This window comes from Flexivirga caeni (genome assembly GCF_003724155.1).
In the GTDB taxonomy this organism is placed as follows: Bacteria; Actinomycetota; Actinomycetes; order Actinomycetales; family Dermatophilaceae; genus Flexivirga; species Flexivirga caeni.
In genome coordinates this window covers 43,508-58,997 of the sequence record NZ_RJJQ01000007.1, presented here as the reverse complement: position 1 = coordinate 58,997, position 15,490 = coordinate 43,508, and the positions used below count along the sequence as shown (strand labels likewise).

At 69.5% G+C, this 15,490-nt stretch carries 14 protein-coding genes and 1 riboswitch; of the genes, 9 read left to right on the top strand and 5 right to left on the bottom strand.

The genetic code is table 11. The features are described from left to right. The first annotated feature begins 35 nt into the window (after window positions 1-35). The 8 genes from EFY87_RS08275 to EFY87_RS08245 all read left to right on the top strand — a co-directional run bounded on the left by EFY87_RS08275 (window position 36) and on the right by EFY87_RS08245 (window position 7,587). On the top strand, window positions 36-515 hold the full coding sequence (locus tag EFY87_RS08275) for an FHA domain-containing protein (protein WP_123271007.1): 480 nt from the start codon (window positions 36-38) through the stop codon (window positions 513-515). Then, window positions 512-1,192, top strand: coding sequence for a transcriptional regulator FtsR (gene ftsR / locus EFY87_RS08270; RefSeq protein WP_123271006.1), 681 nt, complete (start codon window positions 512-514; stop codon window positions 1,190-1,192). The genes EFY87_RS08275 and ftsR overlap by 4 nt, the downstream gene beginning before the upstream one ends. Before the next feature lie 10 nt (window positions 1,193-1,202). Beyond that, window positions 1,203-1,691 (top strand): bifunctional nuclease family protein, encoded by a 489-nt coding sequence (locus EFY87_RS08265; protein WP_123271155.1) that lies wholly within the window; start codon window positions 1,203-1,205, stop codon window positions 1,689-1,691. Window positions 1,692-1,732: 41 nt separating this feature from the next. Further along, entirely contained in the window at window positions 1,733-1,855 is a 123-nt protein-coding gene (locus tag EFY87_RS21125; protein WP_281276181.1) for a hypothetical protein, read from the top strand. Window positions 1,856-1,869: 14 nt separating this feature from the next. Next, entirely contained in the window at window positions 1,870-2,469 is a 600-nt protein-coding gene (locus EFY87_RS08260) for a MerR family transcriptional regulator (RefSeq protein WP_123271005.1), read from the top strand. A gap of 176 nt (window positions 2,470-2,645) precedes the next feature. Continuing rightward, window positions 2,646-2,738, top strand: a riboswitch (glycine riboswitch). A gap of 75 nt (window positions 2,739-2,813) precedes the next feature. After that, window positions 2,814-5,681, top strand: a complete 2,868-nt coding sequence (gene gcvP, locus EFY87_RS08255; RefSeq protein ID WP_123271004.1) for an aminomethyl-transferring glycine dehydrogenase — start codon at window positions 2,814-2,816, stop codon at window positions 5,679-5,681. Window positions 5,682-5,720: 39 nt separating this feature from the next. Next, window positions 5,721-6,905 (top strand): sensor histidine kinase, encoded by a 1,185-nt coding sequence (locus EFY87_RS08250; RefSeq protein ID WP_123271003.1) that lies wholly within the window; start codon window positions 5,721-5,723, stop codon window positions 6,903-6,905. Continuing rightward, entirely contained in the window at window positions 6,895-7,587 is a 693-nt protein-coding gene (locus EFY87_RS08245; protein ID WP_220093563.1) for a response regulator, read from the top strand. The genes EFY87_RS08250 and EFY87_RS08245 overlap by 11 nt, the downstream gene beginning before the upstream one ends. A gap of 124 nt (window positions 7,588-7,711) precedes the next feature. On the opposite strand, the gene EFY87_RS08240 is transcribed toward EFY87_RS08245, so the two are convergent. The 4 genes from EFY87_RS08240 to EFY87_RS08225 all read right to left on the bottom strand — a co-directional run bounded on the left by EFY87_RS08240 (window position 7,712) and on the right by EFY87_RS08225 (window position 11,484). Then, window positions 7,712-8,248, bottom strand: a complete 537-nt coding sequence (locus EFY87_RS08240) for a hypothetical protein (protein WP_123271001.1) — start codon at window positions 8,246-8,248, stop codon at window positions 7,712-7,714. A gap of 136 nt (window positions 8,249-8,384) precedes the next feature. Then, complete coding sequence (locus EFY87_RS08235; RefSeq protein ID WP_158607553.1) at window positions 8,385-8,981, bottom strand: histidine phosphatase family protein; 597 nt, start codon at window positions 8,979-8,981, stop codon at window positions 8,385-8,387. Then, entirely contained in the window at window positions 8,978-10,225 is a 1,248-nt protein-coding gene (locus EFY87_RS08230) for a pyridoxal phosphate-dependent aminotransferase (RefSeq protein ID WP_123270999.1), read from the bottom strand. Before EFY87_RS08230 ends, EFY87_RS08235 begins: the two co-directional genes overlap by 4 nt. Before the next feature lie 65 nt (window positions 10,226-10,290). Then, window positions 10,291-11,484, bottom strand: coding sequence for an FAD-dependent oxidoreductase (locus EFY87_RS08225; RefSeq protein ID WP_123270998.1), 1,194 nt, complete (start codon window positions 11,482-11,484; stop codon window positions 10,291-10,293). Between the two features lie 59 nt (window positions 11,485-11,543). Here EFY87_RS08225 and EFY87_RS08220 point away from each other — a divergent pair, with 59 nt between their 5' ends. Beyond that, complete coding sequence (locus EFY87_RS08220; protein WP_123270997.1) at window positions 11,544-12,188, top strand: TetR/AcrR family transcriptional regulator; 645 nt, start codon at window positions 11,544-11,546, stop codon at window positions 12,186-12,188. Window positions 12,189-12,250: 62 nt separating this feature from the next. Here EFY87_RS08220 and EFY87_RS08215 read toward each other — a convergent pair whose 3' ends face one another. Beyond that, window positions 12,251-15,481, bottom strand: coding sequence for an AAA family ATPase (locus EFY87_RS08215; protein ID WP_158607552.1), 3,231 nt, complete (start codon window positions 15,479-15,481; stop codon window positions 12,251-12,253). Window positions 15,482-15,490 lie beyond the last annotated feature (9 nt).

Below are 15,490 nucleotides of genomic sequence, written 5' to 3'. Positions count from 1 at the left end.
CAGATCCCGGCCCCACGACCCCCGAGGTGGAGTCCATGAGCAACGACGACAGCGGCTTCTCACCCGAGAACGTCGCCGCAACGCCGGCGCAGGAGATCGGGAGCGACGCGACCGCACGCATCTCCGCGACCGACGGCGCGGCGGCACGCCCGAGCGTCAGCTCCGACGTCCGCCTGTCCGCGACGGACCAGGCGACCATCGACGCGCTGCGTCCCGGCACGGCGTTGCTGCTGGCACTGCGTGGCGCCAACGCCGGCGCCCGCTTCCTGCTGGACGACGCAGAGGTCAGTGTCGGACGCCACCCGAGCAGCGACATCTTCCTGGACGACGTCACCGTGTCGCGCCGGCACGCGGTCTTCCGCCGCACCGACGCCGGTTACGCCGTCACCGACGTCGGCTCGCTCAACGGCACCTACGTCAACGGCGCGCTGGTCGACTCACAGGACCTGCGCACCGGTGACGAGGTCATGGTCGGCAAGTTCCGCCTGGTTTTCTACGGCGCACCGACGTCGTGACCACCGGGGCGCCCGGTCTGTCCATCGGCGCGGTCCTGACCCAGTTGCAGGAGGAGTTCCCGGACCTGACCCTGTCCAAGGTGCGTTTCCTGGACGCCCAGGGCCTGGTCTCTCCCGAACGGACCGCATCCGGTTATCGCCGGTATGCCGAGCGCGATGTCGACCGGCTGCGCTTCGTGCTGCAGTGCCAGCGCGACAAGTACTGGCCGCTGAAGGTGATCGCGGAAGCGCTGGACGCCTACGATCGCGGGTTGCGCCCGGCGGAGCAGGACGAGCTGCCGCAGGCACCGGCGCAGACCACCGATCCGGCCCTGGCGGTGGCGTCCCGCGACGAAGCGGCCGAGCCGCACGTGCGGCTGACTCGCGCCGAACTGCAACGGGCGACCGGCCTCGATGCGCGGGCGCTGGTGGACCTCGAATCCTTCGGGCTGATCCACGCCGACGGCGAGAAGCTCTTCACCGGGTTCGATCTGAACGTCGCGCACGCTGCGGCCACGCTGTTCTCCTACGGGCTCGAGGCACGCCACCTGCGCCCGTTCCGGCTGGCGGCCGAACGGGAGGCAGCACTGGTCGGCGGCCTCGCCGGCTCGTCGCACGACTTCGACACCGAAGAGCTGGTGCGGCAATGCCTGGAGCTGCATCTCGCGCTGGTGCGGGCGGACCTCGCCCGGGAGTAGCGTGGTGTCCGTGAAACAGGTGGACGTGATGGGCGTGCGGGTCGAGATGCCGACCAACAAACCGATCCTGCTGTTGCGCGAGCGCGACGGCGAGCGGTACGTCCCGATCTGGATCGGCGCCCCGGAGGCCACCGCAATCGCCTACGCCCAACAGGGTGTCACCCCGCCGCGACCGCTCACGCACGACTTGCTGCTGGATGTGCTCACCGGTCTGGGCCACACCCTGTCGAGTGTCGTGATCACCCGGATGGAAGAAGGCGTCTTCTTCGCGGAACTCGTCATCGACCAGGACACGCGCATCAGTTCGCGGTCGTCCGACGCCGTGGCGGTCGCCCTGCGTGCCCAGGTGCCGCTCTTCGTCGACGACGAGGTGCTGGACGAGGCCGGCGTCGACGTGCCGGTCGAGGAGGACGACGAAGTCGAGAAGTTCCGCGAATTTCTCGACAATGTGTCGGCCGAGGACTTTGAATCTCACGACGAGGGCCCGAGCGAGCCATGAGCTCTTCTCTAACGTTCAAGGTGAACTTTAATGTTGAATCGATGGTCGCGACACGCGCAGCGGTCGTTGATTCGGCGGGTATGGCGCCATACCGTGGCGGAGCATCATGCGCGTGTCGCGGCCTGATGTTCGGGTCCGCACCGGACCCGATGTTCCAGGTCTGATGAAGCAGTGAGTGATGGAGGATGTCGTGGTCAGCAAGGGTGAAGCGCACGAGGTGCGTTCCAACGTGCCGGCGCCCATGCAGGAAGCGCTCTTCCCGCATGACCTGCCCGAGGAGATGACCGAGCAGATCGGCTATCGGGGCCCTGCGGTGTGTGGCGCGGCCGGCGTGACCTACCGCCAGCTCGACTACTGGGCACGCACCGGCCTGCTGGAGCCGTCGGTGCGCAACCCCAGCGGCTCCGGTCACCAGCGGCTCTACAGTTTCCGCGACATCCTGGTCGTCAAGGTCATCAAGCGCTTGCTCGACACGGGCGTGTCGCTGCAGCAGATCCGCGTCGCGGTGACCGTGCTGCGTGAGCATGGCGTCGAGGAACTTGCCGGCATCACGCTGATGTCCGACGGTGCCAGCGTCTACGAGTGCACCTCCGACGACCAGGTCATCGACCTGCTGCGTGGCGGCCAAGGCGTCTTCGGCATCGCGCTCGGCTCCGTATGGCGCGAGGTCGAGGGCTCGCTGTCGGAGTTGCCCGGCGAGCGGCCCGAGGCCGACGTCCCGGCCGACCACCCCGGCGACGAGTTGCGCGAGCGCCGCGCCCGGCGCACCGCGGGCTGAGCTCTCGCCGCGCTGGTCCCGGGCCAGGCGGTTCTCCGATCGAGCGGCACACAAACTCATCGAGCGGTACACAAATCTGGACCATTTTTCTGTGCCGCTCGATCACTTACTGTGCCGCTCAATGAGGTGGCGCGAGGAGTCGAGCCAAACGGCTCTGCTAAATTTGGGCCCGCCTACGACACCGGGTGGGAGAGTTCCGGCAGCACCGCCGGAACGCCGAAGGGGCAACATCCCCAGAACCTCTCAGGCACCAGGACCACTTGGCCGAGGCAGCTCTGAAGGCACCAGCGGGTGCTGACAGTTGGGGAGACGTCAACTCAACGCTCTCCCGAAGGTGCCGCACCATGACTGCGCTCGACCTGCCTGATTTCGTCTCCCGACACGTCGGCCCCACCGACGACGACGTCGCGTCCATGCTCCAGGCCCTCGGCTACGCGGACCTGGACCAGTTGCTGGCGCAGGCGGTGCCGGGCGGGATCCGCACCGGTGAGGAGCTGGCCGTGCAGGCCGCGGCATCCGAGCCCGCTGTCATTGAGGAGCTGCGGGCGAAGGCGAGTCGCAACGAGGTGCTCACCTCGATGATCGGCCTCGGTTACTACGGCACCCACACCCCACCGGTGGTGCGCCGCAACATCCTGGAGAACCCGGCGTGGTACACCGCCTATACGCCATACCAGCCGGAGATCTCGCAGGGCCGCCTAGAGGCGCTGCTCAACTTCCAGACCGTGATCAGCGACCTGACCGGGCTGCCCACCGCGGGCGCGTCGCTGCTGGACGAAGCGACCGCGGTCGCCGAGGCGATGACGCTGATGCGGCGTGGTTCGAAGGCTGCCAAGGGCGCCGTATTGCTGCTGGACGCCCAGCTGTTGCCGCAGTCGATCGCGGTCGTGCAGACCCGCGCTGCTGCTCTTGACCTGGACGTCGTCGTCGCTGAACTCCGTGAGGTGACCGATCCTGACGGGTTGCGCGCGGCCGCGGGGGAGCGCGACGTGTTCGGCGTGATCGTGCAGTACCCGGGCGCGGACGGTGTGATCGCCGACTGGCGCGCGCTGGTGACCGCGGCACACGAGACGAAGGCGCTGGTGACGTTCGCTGCCGACCTGCTCGCGCTGACGCTGCTGACCTCACCGGGCGACCTCGGCGCGGACGTCGCGGTCGGCACCTGCCAGCGGTTCGGCGTGCCGATGGGCTTCGGAGGGCCGCACGCGGGATACATGAGCGTGCGCAAGGGCCTGGAGCGGACCATGCCGGGCCGGTTGGTCGGCGTCAGCGTGGACGCGGATGGTGCACCGGCATACCGGCTCGCGCTGCAGACCCGTGAGCAGCACATCCGCCGGGAGAAGGCCACGTCCAACATCTGCACCGCTCAGGTGCTGCTGGCCGTGATGGCCTCGATGTATGCCGTCTGGCACGGCCCGGCCGGACTGCGGCGGATCGCGCTCGACGTGCACGGCAAGGCCGTCGGACTGGCCGAGTCACTGCTCGCCGGCGGCGTCGAGCTGGTGAGCGAGACCTATTTCGACACGCTGACGGCGGTCGTCCCCGGCCGCGCCGACGCCGTCGTGGAAGCGGCTCTGCAGCGCGGCATCAATGTATGGCGCGTCGACAACGATCACGTCTCGGTCAGCGTCGACGAGACGACCACCGACGAGCAACTCGCTGCCGTGGCAGGGGCGTTCGGCGTGAACGCGCCGGTGCCGTCCGGCGGTGAACTCGACTGGGACGCCGCCCTGGTGCGCACCGACGAGATCCTGACCCACCCGGTGTTCAGCGCGCACCACAGCGAGACCGCGATGTTGCGCTACCTGCGCACCCTCGCTGACCGCGACTACGCCCTCGACCGTGGCATGATCCCGCTCGGCTCGTGCACCATGAAGCTCAACGCGACCACCGAGATGGAGTCGATCACCTGGCCGGAGTTCGCGAACCTGCACCCGTTCGCGCCGGCCACGCAGACCGAGGGCATCCGGTCGCTGATCACCGACCTCGAACAGTGGCTGTGCGAGATCACCGGCTACGACTCGGTGTCACTGCAGCCGAATGCCGGCTCCCAGGGCGAGCTGGCCGGGCTACTCGCGATCCGCGGCTATCACCAGGCGCGCGGCGAGTCCGCCCGCAACGTCTGCCTCATCCCGGCCTCTGCGCACGGCACCAACGCCGCATCGGCGGTCATGGCCGGCATGAAGGTCGTCGTCGTGGGCACCGCGCCCAGCGGTGAGATCGACATGGACGACCTGCTGCTGAAGATCAAGGAGCACGGCGAGGCCCTGGCCGCCATCATGGTCACCTACCCCTCGACGCACGGCGTCTTCGAGGACACCATCTCCGAGCTGTGCTCGCTGGTCCACGAGGCCGGCGGTCAGGTGTATGTCGACGGCGCCAATCTCAACGCGCTGATCGGGCTGGCCAGGCCCGGCAAGTTCGGCGGGGACGTGTCGCACCTCAACCTGCACAAGACGTTCTGCATCCCGCACGGCGGCGGCGGCCCGGGCGTGGGGCCGATCGGGGTGCGGGAGCACCTGGCGCCATACCTGCCGTCGCACCCGTTCGCCGAGGAACTGACCGGCGAGACCGGGCCGGTGTCCGCGGCGCCATACGGCTCGGCGTCGATCCTGCCGATCTCGTGGGCCTACGTGCGGCTGATGGGCGGTGCCGGCCTGGCCCGCGCGACGCAGACGGCGATCCTGTCGGCGAACTACATCGCCAAGCGGCTCGGCGAGCACTTCCCGGTGCTGTACGCCGGCGAGGACGGCCTGGTGGCTCACGAGTGCATCCTGGACCTGCGCGACCTGACTCGGGAGTCGGGCGTGACCGTCGACGACGTCGCCAAGCGCCTCATCGACTACGGCTTCCACGCGCCGACGATGTCCTTCCCGGTGGCCGGCACACTGATGGTCGAGCCGACGGAGAGCGAGTCACTGGAGGAGCTGGACCGTTTCTGCGACGCGATGATCGCCATCCGTGCCGAGATTCAGGATGTGCTCGATGGCGTTGTCCCCGCAGCGGATTCGGCACTGCGGCATGCACCGCACACCGCTGCGTCGCTGACCGTGGACGACTGGGAGCACCCCTACTCGCGGCGCGACGCGGTCTACCCGGCCGGCGTCGACCCGCTGCGGAAGTACTGGGCACCCGTACGCCGCATCGATGGCGCATATGGCGACCGCAACCTGGTCTGCTCCTGCCCGCCGCCGGAGGCGTTCGAGGACTGAGTTCCCGCGGTCCGGTCGGCGGAGTGACAGAATCGCCCTGTGCTCAGCCGGCTGCGACGCGAACTCGAGACGTCCGACGAGCAACCCGCCTCCGGGGCGTGGCTGGATCTCTTCGACGAGCGCGCCCAGCCGTTCATCACGACCGGGCTGCTGGTGCTCGCGCTGCTGACCGCGAATCCGGTCGGCGGCCGGATGTGGCTCAGCTATGTGTTGCTCGCCGCGAGCGGAGCGTTCGCGTATGCCCGACTGGTCCCGGCCACGCTGCTCGGCCCGCTGGCGCGCCTCGCGGTCAGCGTCGGCTTCTGCGTGACTGCAGGTGTGGCGTTCGGTGCCGGCGACTGGGCGGTCTCGATGGTGATCCTCGCCTGCGGGCACGTGGGCACCGTGTGGCCACCGCGTGTTGCGGTGCTGCTGACGGTGCTGACCGTCGCCGTGGCGAGCGCCAGCAACGCGCTGGGCTCGGCGGATCCCTGGCTGTGGTACACCGTGTTGCTCATCGGGCTGTGTGTACTGCCAGGGCTGGCGACCCAGAATCGCCGCCGCACCCTCCGGCTGAGCGCCCAGCTCGTCGAGCAGACGCAGCTGACCGCGGAGTCCGACGCGCGGGCCAGCGCCCTGGCCGAACGCACCCGCATCGCGCGGGAGATCCACGATGTGCTGGCGCACTCGTTGTCGGGGGTGAGCCTGCAGCTGGATCTGGCCGACGCGCAGTTCGAGGCGGGCCGGCCGGAGCAGGGGCGCGCCACGGTGCAGCGAGCGCGCGGTCTGGTGGTGGAAGGGCTGGACGAGGCACGTCGTGCGGTGCGGGCGCTGCGCGAAGGCACGATCGACCTGCCGGTGACCCTGGGCCGGATGGTGCAGCCGGGGGAGCAGCTGACCTGCGCCGAGCTGGGCGACGTCGGCGCGGCGACTGCTGCGGAGGTCGTGCGGATCGTCCAGGAGGCGCTGACCAACGCTCGTCGCCACGCGCAGGGCGCCCCGGTGCGAGTGACCGTCGCACGATCGGGCGCCGAGATCCAGCTCGAGGTCGTCAATGGACCTGGTGCGGAGGCCGCGTCGGATGCCGGCAGCGGAATGGGCCTGGTCGGCATCCGCGAACGGGTCGAGTTGCTCGACGGCAGGCATGAGATCGGCCCGGTGAACGACGGAGAGTACGCCGGCGGGTGGCGCGTCGCTGCGGCGCTGCCGGCACAGACGGAGAATGCGGGGAACAATGGCAACTGAGCATGAGCCGATCCGGGTGGTCGTCGCGGACGATCAGACCGTGGTGCGCGAGTCGGTCGCCGCCATGCTCGACCTGTATGACGACATCGACATCGTCGGAGTCGCCGCCGACGGCGCGGCAGCGGTCACCGTTGCGATCGAGCAGCGGGCCGCCGTCGTGCTGATGGACCTCAACATGCCCGGCACGGACGGCGCTGACGCGACCAGTCTGCTGAGCGAGCAGGCGCCGGACATCAACGTGCTGATCCTGACGACGTATGGCGATGACGCCTCGATCATGCGCGCGCTGGACGCCGGAGCACGCGGCTACCTCACCAAGGACGCCGGTCGCGCGGACATCGCGGCGGCCATCCGGACCGTCGCGAACGGGCAGGCGGTGCTCGACCCGCAGGTGCAGCAGCAGCTCGTGCGGGCCGCGATGCAACGGGCGAAGCCGGCCGGTCCGGGCGGCGCCCCCGCCATACCGTCCGCGGCGCCGCCTGCGGGACTCACCCCGCGCGAGTGCGAGGTGCTGCAACTCATCGCGTCCGGCCTGAGCAACCGCGACATCGCCAAGCACCTGGTGGTCAGCGAAGGCACCGTCAAGACGCACATCAACAACCTCTTCGCGAAGGCCGGCGTTCGCGACCGGGCCGCCGCGGTCACCTTCGCCTTCCAGCACGGCCTCGGCCCCACCCCCTGATCGAGCGGCCCCCTGAGCGCGCCCACATTGAGAGGACCCCACATGCATCGAGAGGACCCGAAAACCGCGCCGGTTTTCGGGTCCTCTCAATGCGGATTGGGTCCGCTCGATCCGGGCGGCGGTGTCAGACGGCGACCAGTTCGCGGGCCGGCTGCACCTGCGGGAGCCGGACGGCGCGCAGCAGGTTCGCGGCGATGCGGGAGACAACCATGGTGAGCGCCCAGAGGACGAAGAACGGAGCAATGGACGACTCGTGCAGCTGGTGGTTCATCATGAACTGGCCCAGGTGCATCCGGAAGGCCGCGTTGTGGTCGGCTTCCCAGACGAACAGCAAGCGGGCGCCGACGACGACCAGCCAGGTGGCGACGAACCCGGCGCCGCAGACCGTCATGGCCTTGCCGGTCGCCGCATCGCGCTCGACCCGGGTGAAGACGGTGGCGACGGCGCCGCAGAGAAGTCCGAGGCCGAGGCCCGCGGCATACAGCCACAGTTCGGAGCGGTCGGTCGGTATGCCGCGCAGGTAGAAGAACGCAACGCCGGCGATCATCCCCAGCGGGCGGAGGATCGCGTGAGTGGACAGTGCCCGGCGGCCGTACTGCGTGGCCAGGACGACGGCGGCGATGCCACCGCTGATGAGGAGTGCTTGCTGGAAGTCGGACATGGGCCTCGCCTTTCGCGTTGGAAGTGGTGCTCGGTGATGTCTTCCAGCTTCGGCGTCCGGCGGCGAAAGCGGATCCTCCCGTGGGCAGATCTGCGGGTGGAGCCGGGGTGGAGAGGACTCTCCACCCCGGGTGTTCCTACTCGGGGTCCGACCAGCCGGTCAGCCGCCAGCCGTCGCTGCGGAGCTCGGTCTCGGCATACGCGCAGTTGGCGAATCGCTGTGGCCGCACACCGGATTCGAACGTCAGCAGATTGCGTATGGCGAGGCTGAGTATGCCGCCGTGCGCGACGACCAGCACGGTTTCGCCCGAGTGCGCATCGGCGATCTCCGCCAGCACGGCGTTCGCCCGCTCGACGACCTCCTCGCCCGACTCGCCACCGTCGACGCGGGCCGCGAGATCGTTGCCGTCCAACCAACGTGCGAAGGTCTTGGTAACTGGATTGTCTTCGTCCTGCGCGAAACTGCCAAAACTGAACTCCTGCAGGCCGATTCGCGTGGTGACCCCGACGCCGAGCTTCGCAGCGGCGATCTCGGCCGTCTGCACAGCGCGCGCCATGGTGCTGCAGTAGACGTGCAGCACGCGGCGGCCGTGCAGCCGATCGGCTAGCGCAGCCGCCTGGGCACGGCCGGTGAGGGTGAGCGAGCCGCCTTCGCCAGACCACGTCGTCGCCTCGTATGCCGCTTCACCGTGTCGCGCGAGCAGCACGGTCGCCGGGCAGTGCAGCCCGCTCACTGCGCTGATACCGACGAGATCGGCGCGCCCGCCCTAACTGCACTGAGATAGCTGGCGATCCGGCCGACAGCCTCGGTGAGCACGTCGACGTCCGGCAGGGTCACCAGCCGGAAATGGTCCGGCTCGAACCAGTTGAAACCGGTGCCGTGGGTGACCAGGATCTTCTCGGCGCGCAACAGGTCGATCACGAACTGCTGGTCGTCCTCGATCGGGTAGATGGCCGGGTCGAGACGGGGAAAGCAGTAGAGCGCGCCGCGCGGCTTGACGCAGCTGACCCCGGGGATCTCGTTCAGCAGCCGCCACGCGGTCATCGACTGCTCGTAGAAACGGCCGCCGGGCCCGATGAGCTCGTTGATCGACTGGTAGCCACCGAGCGCGGTCTGGATGGCGTGCTGACCGGGCACATTGGCGCACATGCGCATATTCGCCAGGAGCGTCAGGCCTTCCAGAAAGTCGGCCGCCAGATGCTTGGGTCCGGACACCATCAGCCAGCCGGCCCGGTAGCCGCAGGCACGGTACGCCTTCGACAGACCGCTGAACGTGAGACAGAGCACGTCGTCGGCGGCGAACGTCGCAGCATGGTGGTGCTCGGCATCCTCGAAAAGGATCTTCTCGTAGATCTCGTCGACCATCAGCACCAGGTCGTGCCGCCGGGCGAGGTCCACCAGTCCCCGGACGGTGGCCTCGGAGTAGACCGCTCCGGTCGGGTTGTTCGGGTTGATCACGACGAGCGCGTGCGTGTTGCCGGTGATCTTGGCCTCGATGTCGGCCAGGTCGGGGTTCCAGTCGTCCGACTCGTCGCATCGGTAGTGCACCGGGGTGCCGCCGGCCAGGGTGACCGCTCCGGTCCACAGCGGATAATCCGGTGCGGGGATGAGGATCTCGTTGCCGTCGTCGACGAAGGCCTGCAGCACCATGCTGATCAGCTCGGAGACGCCGTTGCCGATGAAGACGTCCTCGACGCCGACGTCGGTGAGGCCGTGCGACTGGTAGTAATGCGCCACGGCCGTTCGCGCCGAGTAGATCCCCCGGCTGTCGCTGTAGCCCTGTGACTGCGGCAGGTTGTGGATCATGTCGCGCAGCACCGCGTCCGGCGCCTCGAAGCCGAACGGCGCCGTGTTGCCGATGTTGAGTTTCAGGATCCGGTGACCCTGCGCCTCCAGCTTCTCGGCTTCGACGAGGATCGGACCGCGCACGTCATACCTGACGTCCTGGAGCTTCTTGGACTGCTTGATGAGCCGCACGGCGCCAAGTTTCCCACGGCGTTCCGCGGTCCCGTCGGACCGTCCGCAAATCGCGCGGGGATTCGTCAACCGGCTGCGGGCGGCGACATGGCCTCCGGGGACGCCGTCCCCGTTGCTTCGCCGTTGAGCATCCGGACCGCGGCAGTGGCGCCGTCCGGCGTCGAGATCAGCAGGGCGACGAGTCGCCCGGCCGCTCGGGAGCGCGGGTCGGTGCGCATGATCCCGATCTGTGCGAGCGTCCAGTCGATGACACGCTGGGCCGAGGACTTGCGCTCGGCCTCGTAGCCGGCGAGCAGTTCGTCCGCGTCACTGCCACGGATGACAGCGGCGAGGCGCCAGCCGAGTTCGGCTGCGTCGATGATTCCGAGGGAGAGTCCCTGACCGCCGAAAGGCGGATGGACATGCGCCGCGTCACCGGCGAGGAGCACCCGACCTGCGCGGTAGCGCTCGGCGATCCGGGTGTTGTCGGTGAACCTCGTCGCGCTCAGCACCTCGCTGATGTGAACCTCGATCCCGGTCACGCGACGAATCGATCCCTCGATCTCCGCGGCTGTGATGATGGCGTCGCGGTCCTCGGGAGCGCCATCGAACTCGGCCGTGAGAATGACCTCTGCCCCCGGCATGCGCCGATAGACCCCCGTGTCCGTCTGGTGCCAGCCGGGCGCCAACTCGTCCAGGCCCTCGCCGCGCACCATCATCTGCCGCCCGGTCATGACTCCATCCACGCCGGGAAAGTCGATGCCGGCTGACTTGCGGACGGTGCTACGGCCGCCGTCCGCGCCGACCACCCAGCCGGCCGTCACCTCGCCGCGGTCGGTGATGATGCGGACGTGGTCGTCGGCAGACTCGACCCCCGTGACGTCGATGCCGCGTTGCACGTCGACTCCCAGTCCGTCCAGCCGGGTCAGCAGTGCTCGTTGGATGTCCTGCTGGCTCGCCATCAGCGGCACGGGCGCCTCGGGCAGTTCGTCATAGCGGACGGCATCGGGTGGAATCTTGAGGCCACCCACATGACCGATGAAGCGGGGAGCGGGCACGGCCCAGCCCGCCTCCGGCCGCCGCTCGGGCATCGGATCTTCCACGTCGAGACCGCGCAGTCGAAGGAGCTGCGCTGCTGCACCGTTCACCGACCCCGCCTTCACGGTCGGATCGATATCGGCACGGCGTTCCAGCACCTGCACCGCCACGCCGCGCTGTGCGAGTTCGTACGCGACCATCAGGCCCACGGGGCCACCACCCACCACAGTGACGTCCGACATCCCGACTCCTTAGGTCGAACCTAATTTAGGTCGGTCATAATTTTGGCTATACTGGTGACATGGTGTCAAGTCCTCGTGCGGCCAACTCCAAACAGCTGCGTCGCGCCCGGATCGCCGAGGTCGCCACGGGTCTCTTTCTCGAGCGGGGCTTCGAAGCGGTCTCCATCGCCGAAATCGCCGAGCTGGCCGGCGTGTCGAAGATGACCGTGACGAATCACTTTCCGCTGAAGGAGGATCTCGTCTTCGACGAGTTTGTCGGCGATCTCGGCGATATCAGGGCCGCGCTCGACCCGGTGACCGGATTGGGCTCCGCCATCGACGCGCTCGAGGACCACTGTGCGGCCAGAGAACTCGAGGGTCCCGTGTACCGCGCTCTGCGGGGGATCGACGGCGTCTCCACTTGGCCCTCCTTCGCCGGCATGATTCTCGCCAGCCGGGCATTGACCTCCCGATTCCACACTCACTACCTCGAAGTGCGCGACGTCATCACCGCCGCGCTCGATGGTCGCATTGGCGAGGACCAGCTGGGCATCGCGGCCTGGCTGTCGGCCGAGACGATGCATTTCATCGACTGGTGGCCGGTCGAAGCGGTCCGTGACGGATTGCCGGTCGCGCACATCGCCGCCGAACGTGGAGGTGTCCGCGAATACGCCTTTGCCGCGCTCCGCTCCGGTCTGGTCCACCTGCCCGATCGCGGCCGCTGAGAGGTCAGTTCGCGCCCAAACGCACGTCGCCCGAGCGATCGATCCAGCCCGGCGCCGCTCGGTCAGGCAACCTCGGTCGCCGTGCAGACCTCCAGAGTTGAACCGCGCGCGGTCTTGTGCACCCGCAGCTGCGTGGGGATGCGGGTGCGCAACTCGGCCACATGGCTGACGATGCCGACGCTGCGGCCGCCGGCGCGCAGCTCGTCGAGCACGTCGAGCACGTGCTCCAGACTGTCCTCGTCGAGCGACCCGAACCCTTCGTCGACCAGCAGCGTCTCCAAGTGACGACCGCCGGCCGCCTGCAGCACCGCGTCACCCAGGCCGAGAGCGAGGGCCAGCGAGGCGATGAACGATTCGCCGCCGGACAGCGTCGCGGTGTCGCGGGTGGTGTCCGTCCAGGCGTCACGCACCCGCAGCCCCAGGCCGCTCTTGCTGCCCCGCCCGGCTCGGGCGTCGGTGTGTTCGAGCTGGTAACGCCCGGCGGTCATCACCGCGAGCCGCTCGTTGGCCAGCGCCGTCACCGTCTCCAGGCGGGCAGCCAGCACGTATGCCGTCAGCCGCATCCGCATCACGTTGTCCCCCGCACCCGTGACCGCTGCCGCCAGCGACGTCGCCACCGCCAACTCGGCCCGCACCGGCGCGGTCTGTGCGTCGTGACTGCGCAATTCGGCGGCGATGCGCTGCATGGTCTGCAGAGCGCGGCGCAACTCACCCACCGTGTCGCGGGTATGGCGGGCCGCTCGCTCGGCTTCCGTTGACTCGGTGGCGATGCGCTCGACCTCCGCCGGTGCGGCAGCGGCCGCGGCGGCGACGTCGGGTTGCTCGAGGACACCCTCGGCCTTCAGCCGCTCCTCCCGCGCCCGCTCGACCATGGTGGCGAACCGGGTGCGTGCATCGGTGGAAAGCATTGCGGCAGTGGCAGATCGGTCGTCAGTGAAGCCTTGCTCGGCGAGCTGCTGGTCGGCTGCCCGTCGCGCGGCCACCTTCTCCTTCCCGGCGACGTGCGCCGCCGCGACAGCGGCGAGCAATGCGTCGAGCTGCTCGATGCACGCGGCGTGGATGGCGGTGGCCTCGGTGTCCGCCGCGCACCCGCAGACCGCATCGTGGTCACGAACCAGCTCCGCCAGGCGCGCATCGGTTGCCGCCTGCTGCGCGCGCAGCGACGTGACCCGTGCCTTCGCCGCGCGGGCGGCTTCCGCGGCGGCAGCGGCGGCCTGCTCGGCGTCCGCATGCTCGGCACGCGTTGCGGACAGCTCGTCGTCAAGCGCACGCACACGTCGGACCGCATCGGCCGCGCGGTGCTCGTGGACGGCAACCTGATCGGCGGCGCGGTCCAGTGCTCCCCGGAGCTGGGCCACCGCAGTAAGCCCGGCTTCGGTCACCTCGGCATCGGGGGCTGTCAGCTGCGCGACGATGTCGTGCAGGGTGCCCGCTGAGCAGAGTGCTGAGACCACGGATTGCCTTGCCGCTGCGATAGTTTCGGCAATCTCTGGCTCCGCGGGCGGTGTCGCTGACAGCACGCCCAGCGCTTCCAGCAGCACTTGCCCCGTCGTGTGGGCGCGACCAGCTGCCGTCGACCGGCGCGCACCTGCGTGCTCGGCGCGACTCGCGGAGCTGGCCAGCTCGGCCTCCGCGGCGTCGAGTTGCTCGGGACTGACCCGGTCGGGTGCGGACTGGGCCGTCTGCGGATGGTCGCAGGAGCCGCAGACTGGGCACGGTTGCCCATCGGCAAGCTCGTCGGCGAGTTCGGCGGCGATGCCGGCCAGCCGCGCGGTGCGCAACTGCAGCACGCCGCGCTCGGCGGCAGCCCAGTCTCGGCGCGCGGTGCGGTGTTCGCCGGTCAGGCGGCGCCACTCGGCGAGGTCGGACGCGAACGAGTCCGCCGCCTTGTCCGCGGCGGCGACTTCGCTGCGTAGTGCCTGCCACTGCGGGTGCGTGACCGACTCCGGCAACAGCCCGGTGCGCCGGGTGGCCAGCTGCGTCAGGCGTTCCGCGCCCGACCGGGCCAGCGCCGCAGCGCTTTCGGCGTGGGTCCGGGCCACCTGCTCGGCGGCGATCGCCTCCCGCAACTCGCGCTGGACTGACCGTGATTGGCGGTGCAACTCCGCCTGACCGGCAAGGGCCGCGGTGCCCGCGGTGGCGCGCTCGTGCAGTGGGTGCAGCGCGTTCGCGGTGAGCCCGGACACGCCGTGCGACTCGGGCACGGACCAGCGGCTGGTCGCGGCGAGCGCGCCTCGTGCACCGTCGACGTCCACCGCTGCGGCGGCAGCGGCCCGTTCGCGGCGGGCTGCGGCGTCGAGGGCCGACCGGCATACCTCGGCCCGGGTTGCGCGGTCGAGCCGCTCACGCGTCTCGGCCAGCTGTGCCGCTCCAGCCGCAAGACGGTCGAGAGTGGCGCGAGCGTCGGCGGCGTGGCTCTGCAGTGCGGCGAGGGCGCGTTCGTCGGCGAGCCGGGCGCGCAGCCGCTCGGCGTCGCCGTCGGCGGCGTCGGCGGCTGTGAGCGCGGCGGTCAGCCGGCCGGACAGGTCGGACGCGAGCTGGTCGAGCACTTCCGCGCGCACCTCGGCATCGAGCTCCGGCTGCTCGCGGTCGGAGTCGGCGCCGCCTGCCTCCGTCGGTATGCCGCCGAGGGTGTCGCGAACGCGGGCGAGCAACGCCGCGCGTGCGGCGTCCGCACGCTGCACCTGGGCTTCAACTGCCTTGCGGTGCTCGACGAGCCACTGCTCGACCGCGGCGAAGTCGCTGATGTCGAAAAGCCGCTCCAGCAGCCTGGCTCGGTCATTGGCCGTGGCGCGCAGGAACGCAGCGAACTCGCCCTGCGGCAGCAGCACCACCTGCGCGAATTGAGCCAGACCCATGCCGAGCAACTCGCCGACGACCTGGGCGACTTCGTCGTGCCGGGTGCTGACGGCGTTCCATCGTCCGGCGTGCAGCTCCGCCAGCTGCACGCTCGCGCGTTGCGTGCGCAGACCCTCTCCGCGGCGCTTGGGCACCTGGTGCTCCGGGGAGCGCTGCACCCGCAGCCGGCGGTCTCCGACGCTGAACTCGAGCTCCACCTCCGGTCGCGTCGAGACAGGTGCGTGGTCGCTGCGCACCGTGGTGCGACCCTGCATTCGGCCACCCGGAACTGCCGCGAAGAGGGCGAAACAGATGGCGTCCAGGATGCTGGTCTTGCCGGCACCGGTCGGTCCATGGATGAGATGCAAACCGCCGGCGGCGAGGGTGTCGAAGTCGATCTGCTCGGTGCCGGCGAACGGGCCGAACGCCTGTAGCCGCAGGCGATGGAGCCTCATGCCGGCCGC

Excerpts from the sequence above, each read along its gene's own strand:
- EFY87_RS08240 (WP_123271001.1), bottom strand. The coding sequence starts at position 8,248 with ATGTCCGACTTCCAGCAAGCACTCCTCATCAGCGGTGGCATCGCCGCC.
- EFY87_RS08245 (WP_220093563.1), top strand. The coding sequence starts at position 6,895 with ATGGCAACTGAGCATGAGCCGATCCGGGTGGTCGTCGCGGACGATCAG.
- EFY87_RS08225 (WP_123270998.1), bottom strand. The coding sequence starts at position 11,484 with ATGTCGGACGTCACTGTGGTGGGTGGTGGCCCCGTGGGCCTGATGGTC.
- gcvP (WP_123271004.1), top strand. The coding sequence starts at position 2,814 with ATGACTGCGCTCGACCTGCCTGATTTCGTCTCCCGACACGTCGGCCCC.
- EFY87_RS08215 (WP_158607552.1), bottom strand. The coding sequence starts at position 15,481 with ATGAGGCTCCATCGCCTGCGGCTACAGGCGTTCGGCCCGTTCGCCGGC.
- EFY87_RS08220 (WP_123270997.1), top strand. The coding sequence starts at position 11,544 with ATGGTGTCAAGTCCTCGTGCGGCCAACTCCAAACAGCTGCGTCGCGCC.
- EFY87_RS08260 (WP_123271005.1), top strand. The coding sequence starts at position 1,870 with ATGGAGGATGTCGTGGTCAGCAAGGGTGAAGCGCACGAGGTGCGTTCC.
- EFY87_RS08275 (WP_123271007.1), top strand. The coding sequence starts at position 36 with ATGAGCAACGACGACAGCGGCTTCTCACCCGAGAACGTCGCCGCAACG.
- EFY87_RS21125 (WP_281276181.1), top strand. The coding sequence starts at position 1,733 with ATGGTCGCGACACGCGCAGCGGTCGTTGATTCGGCGGGTATGGCGCCA.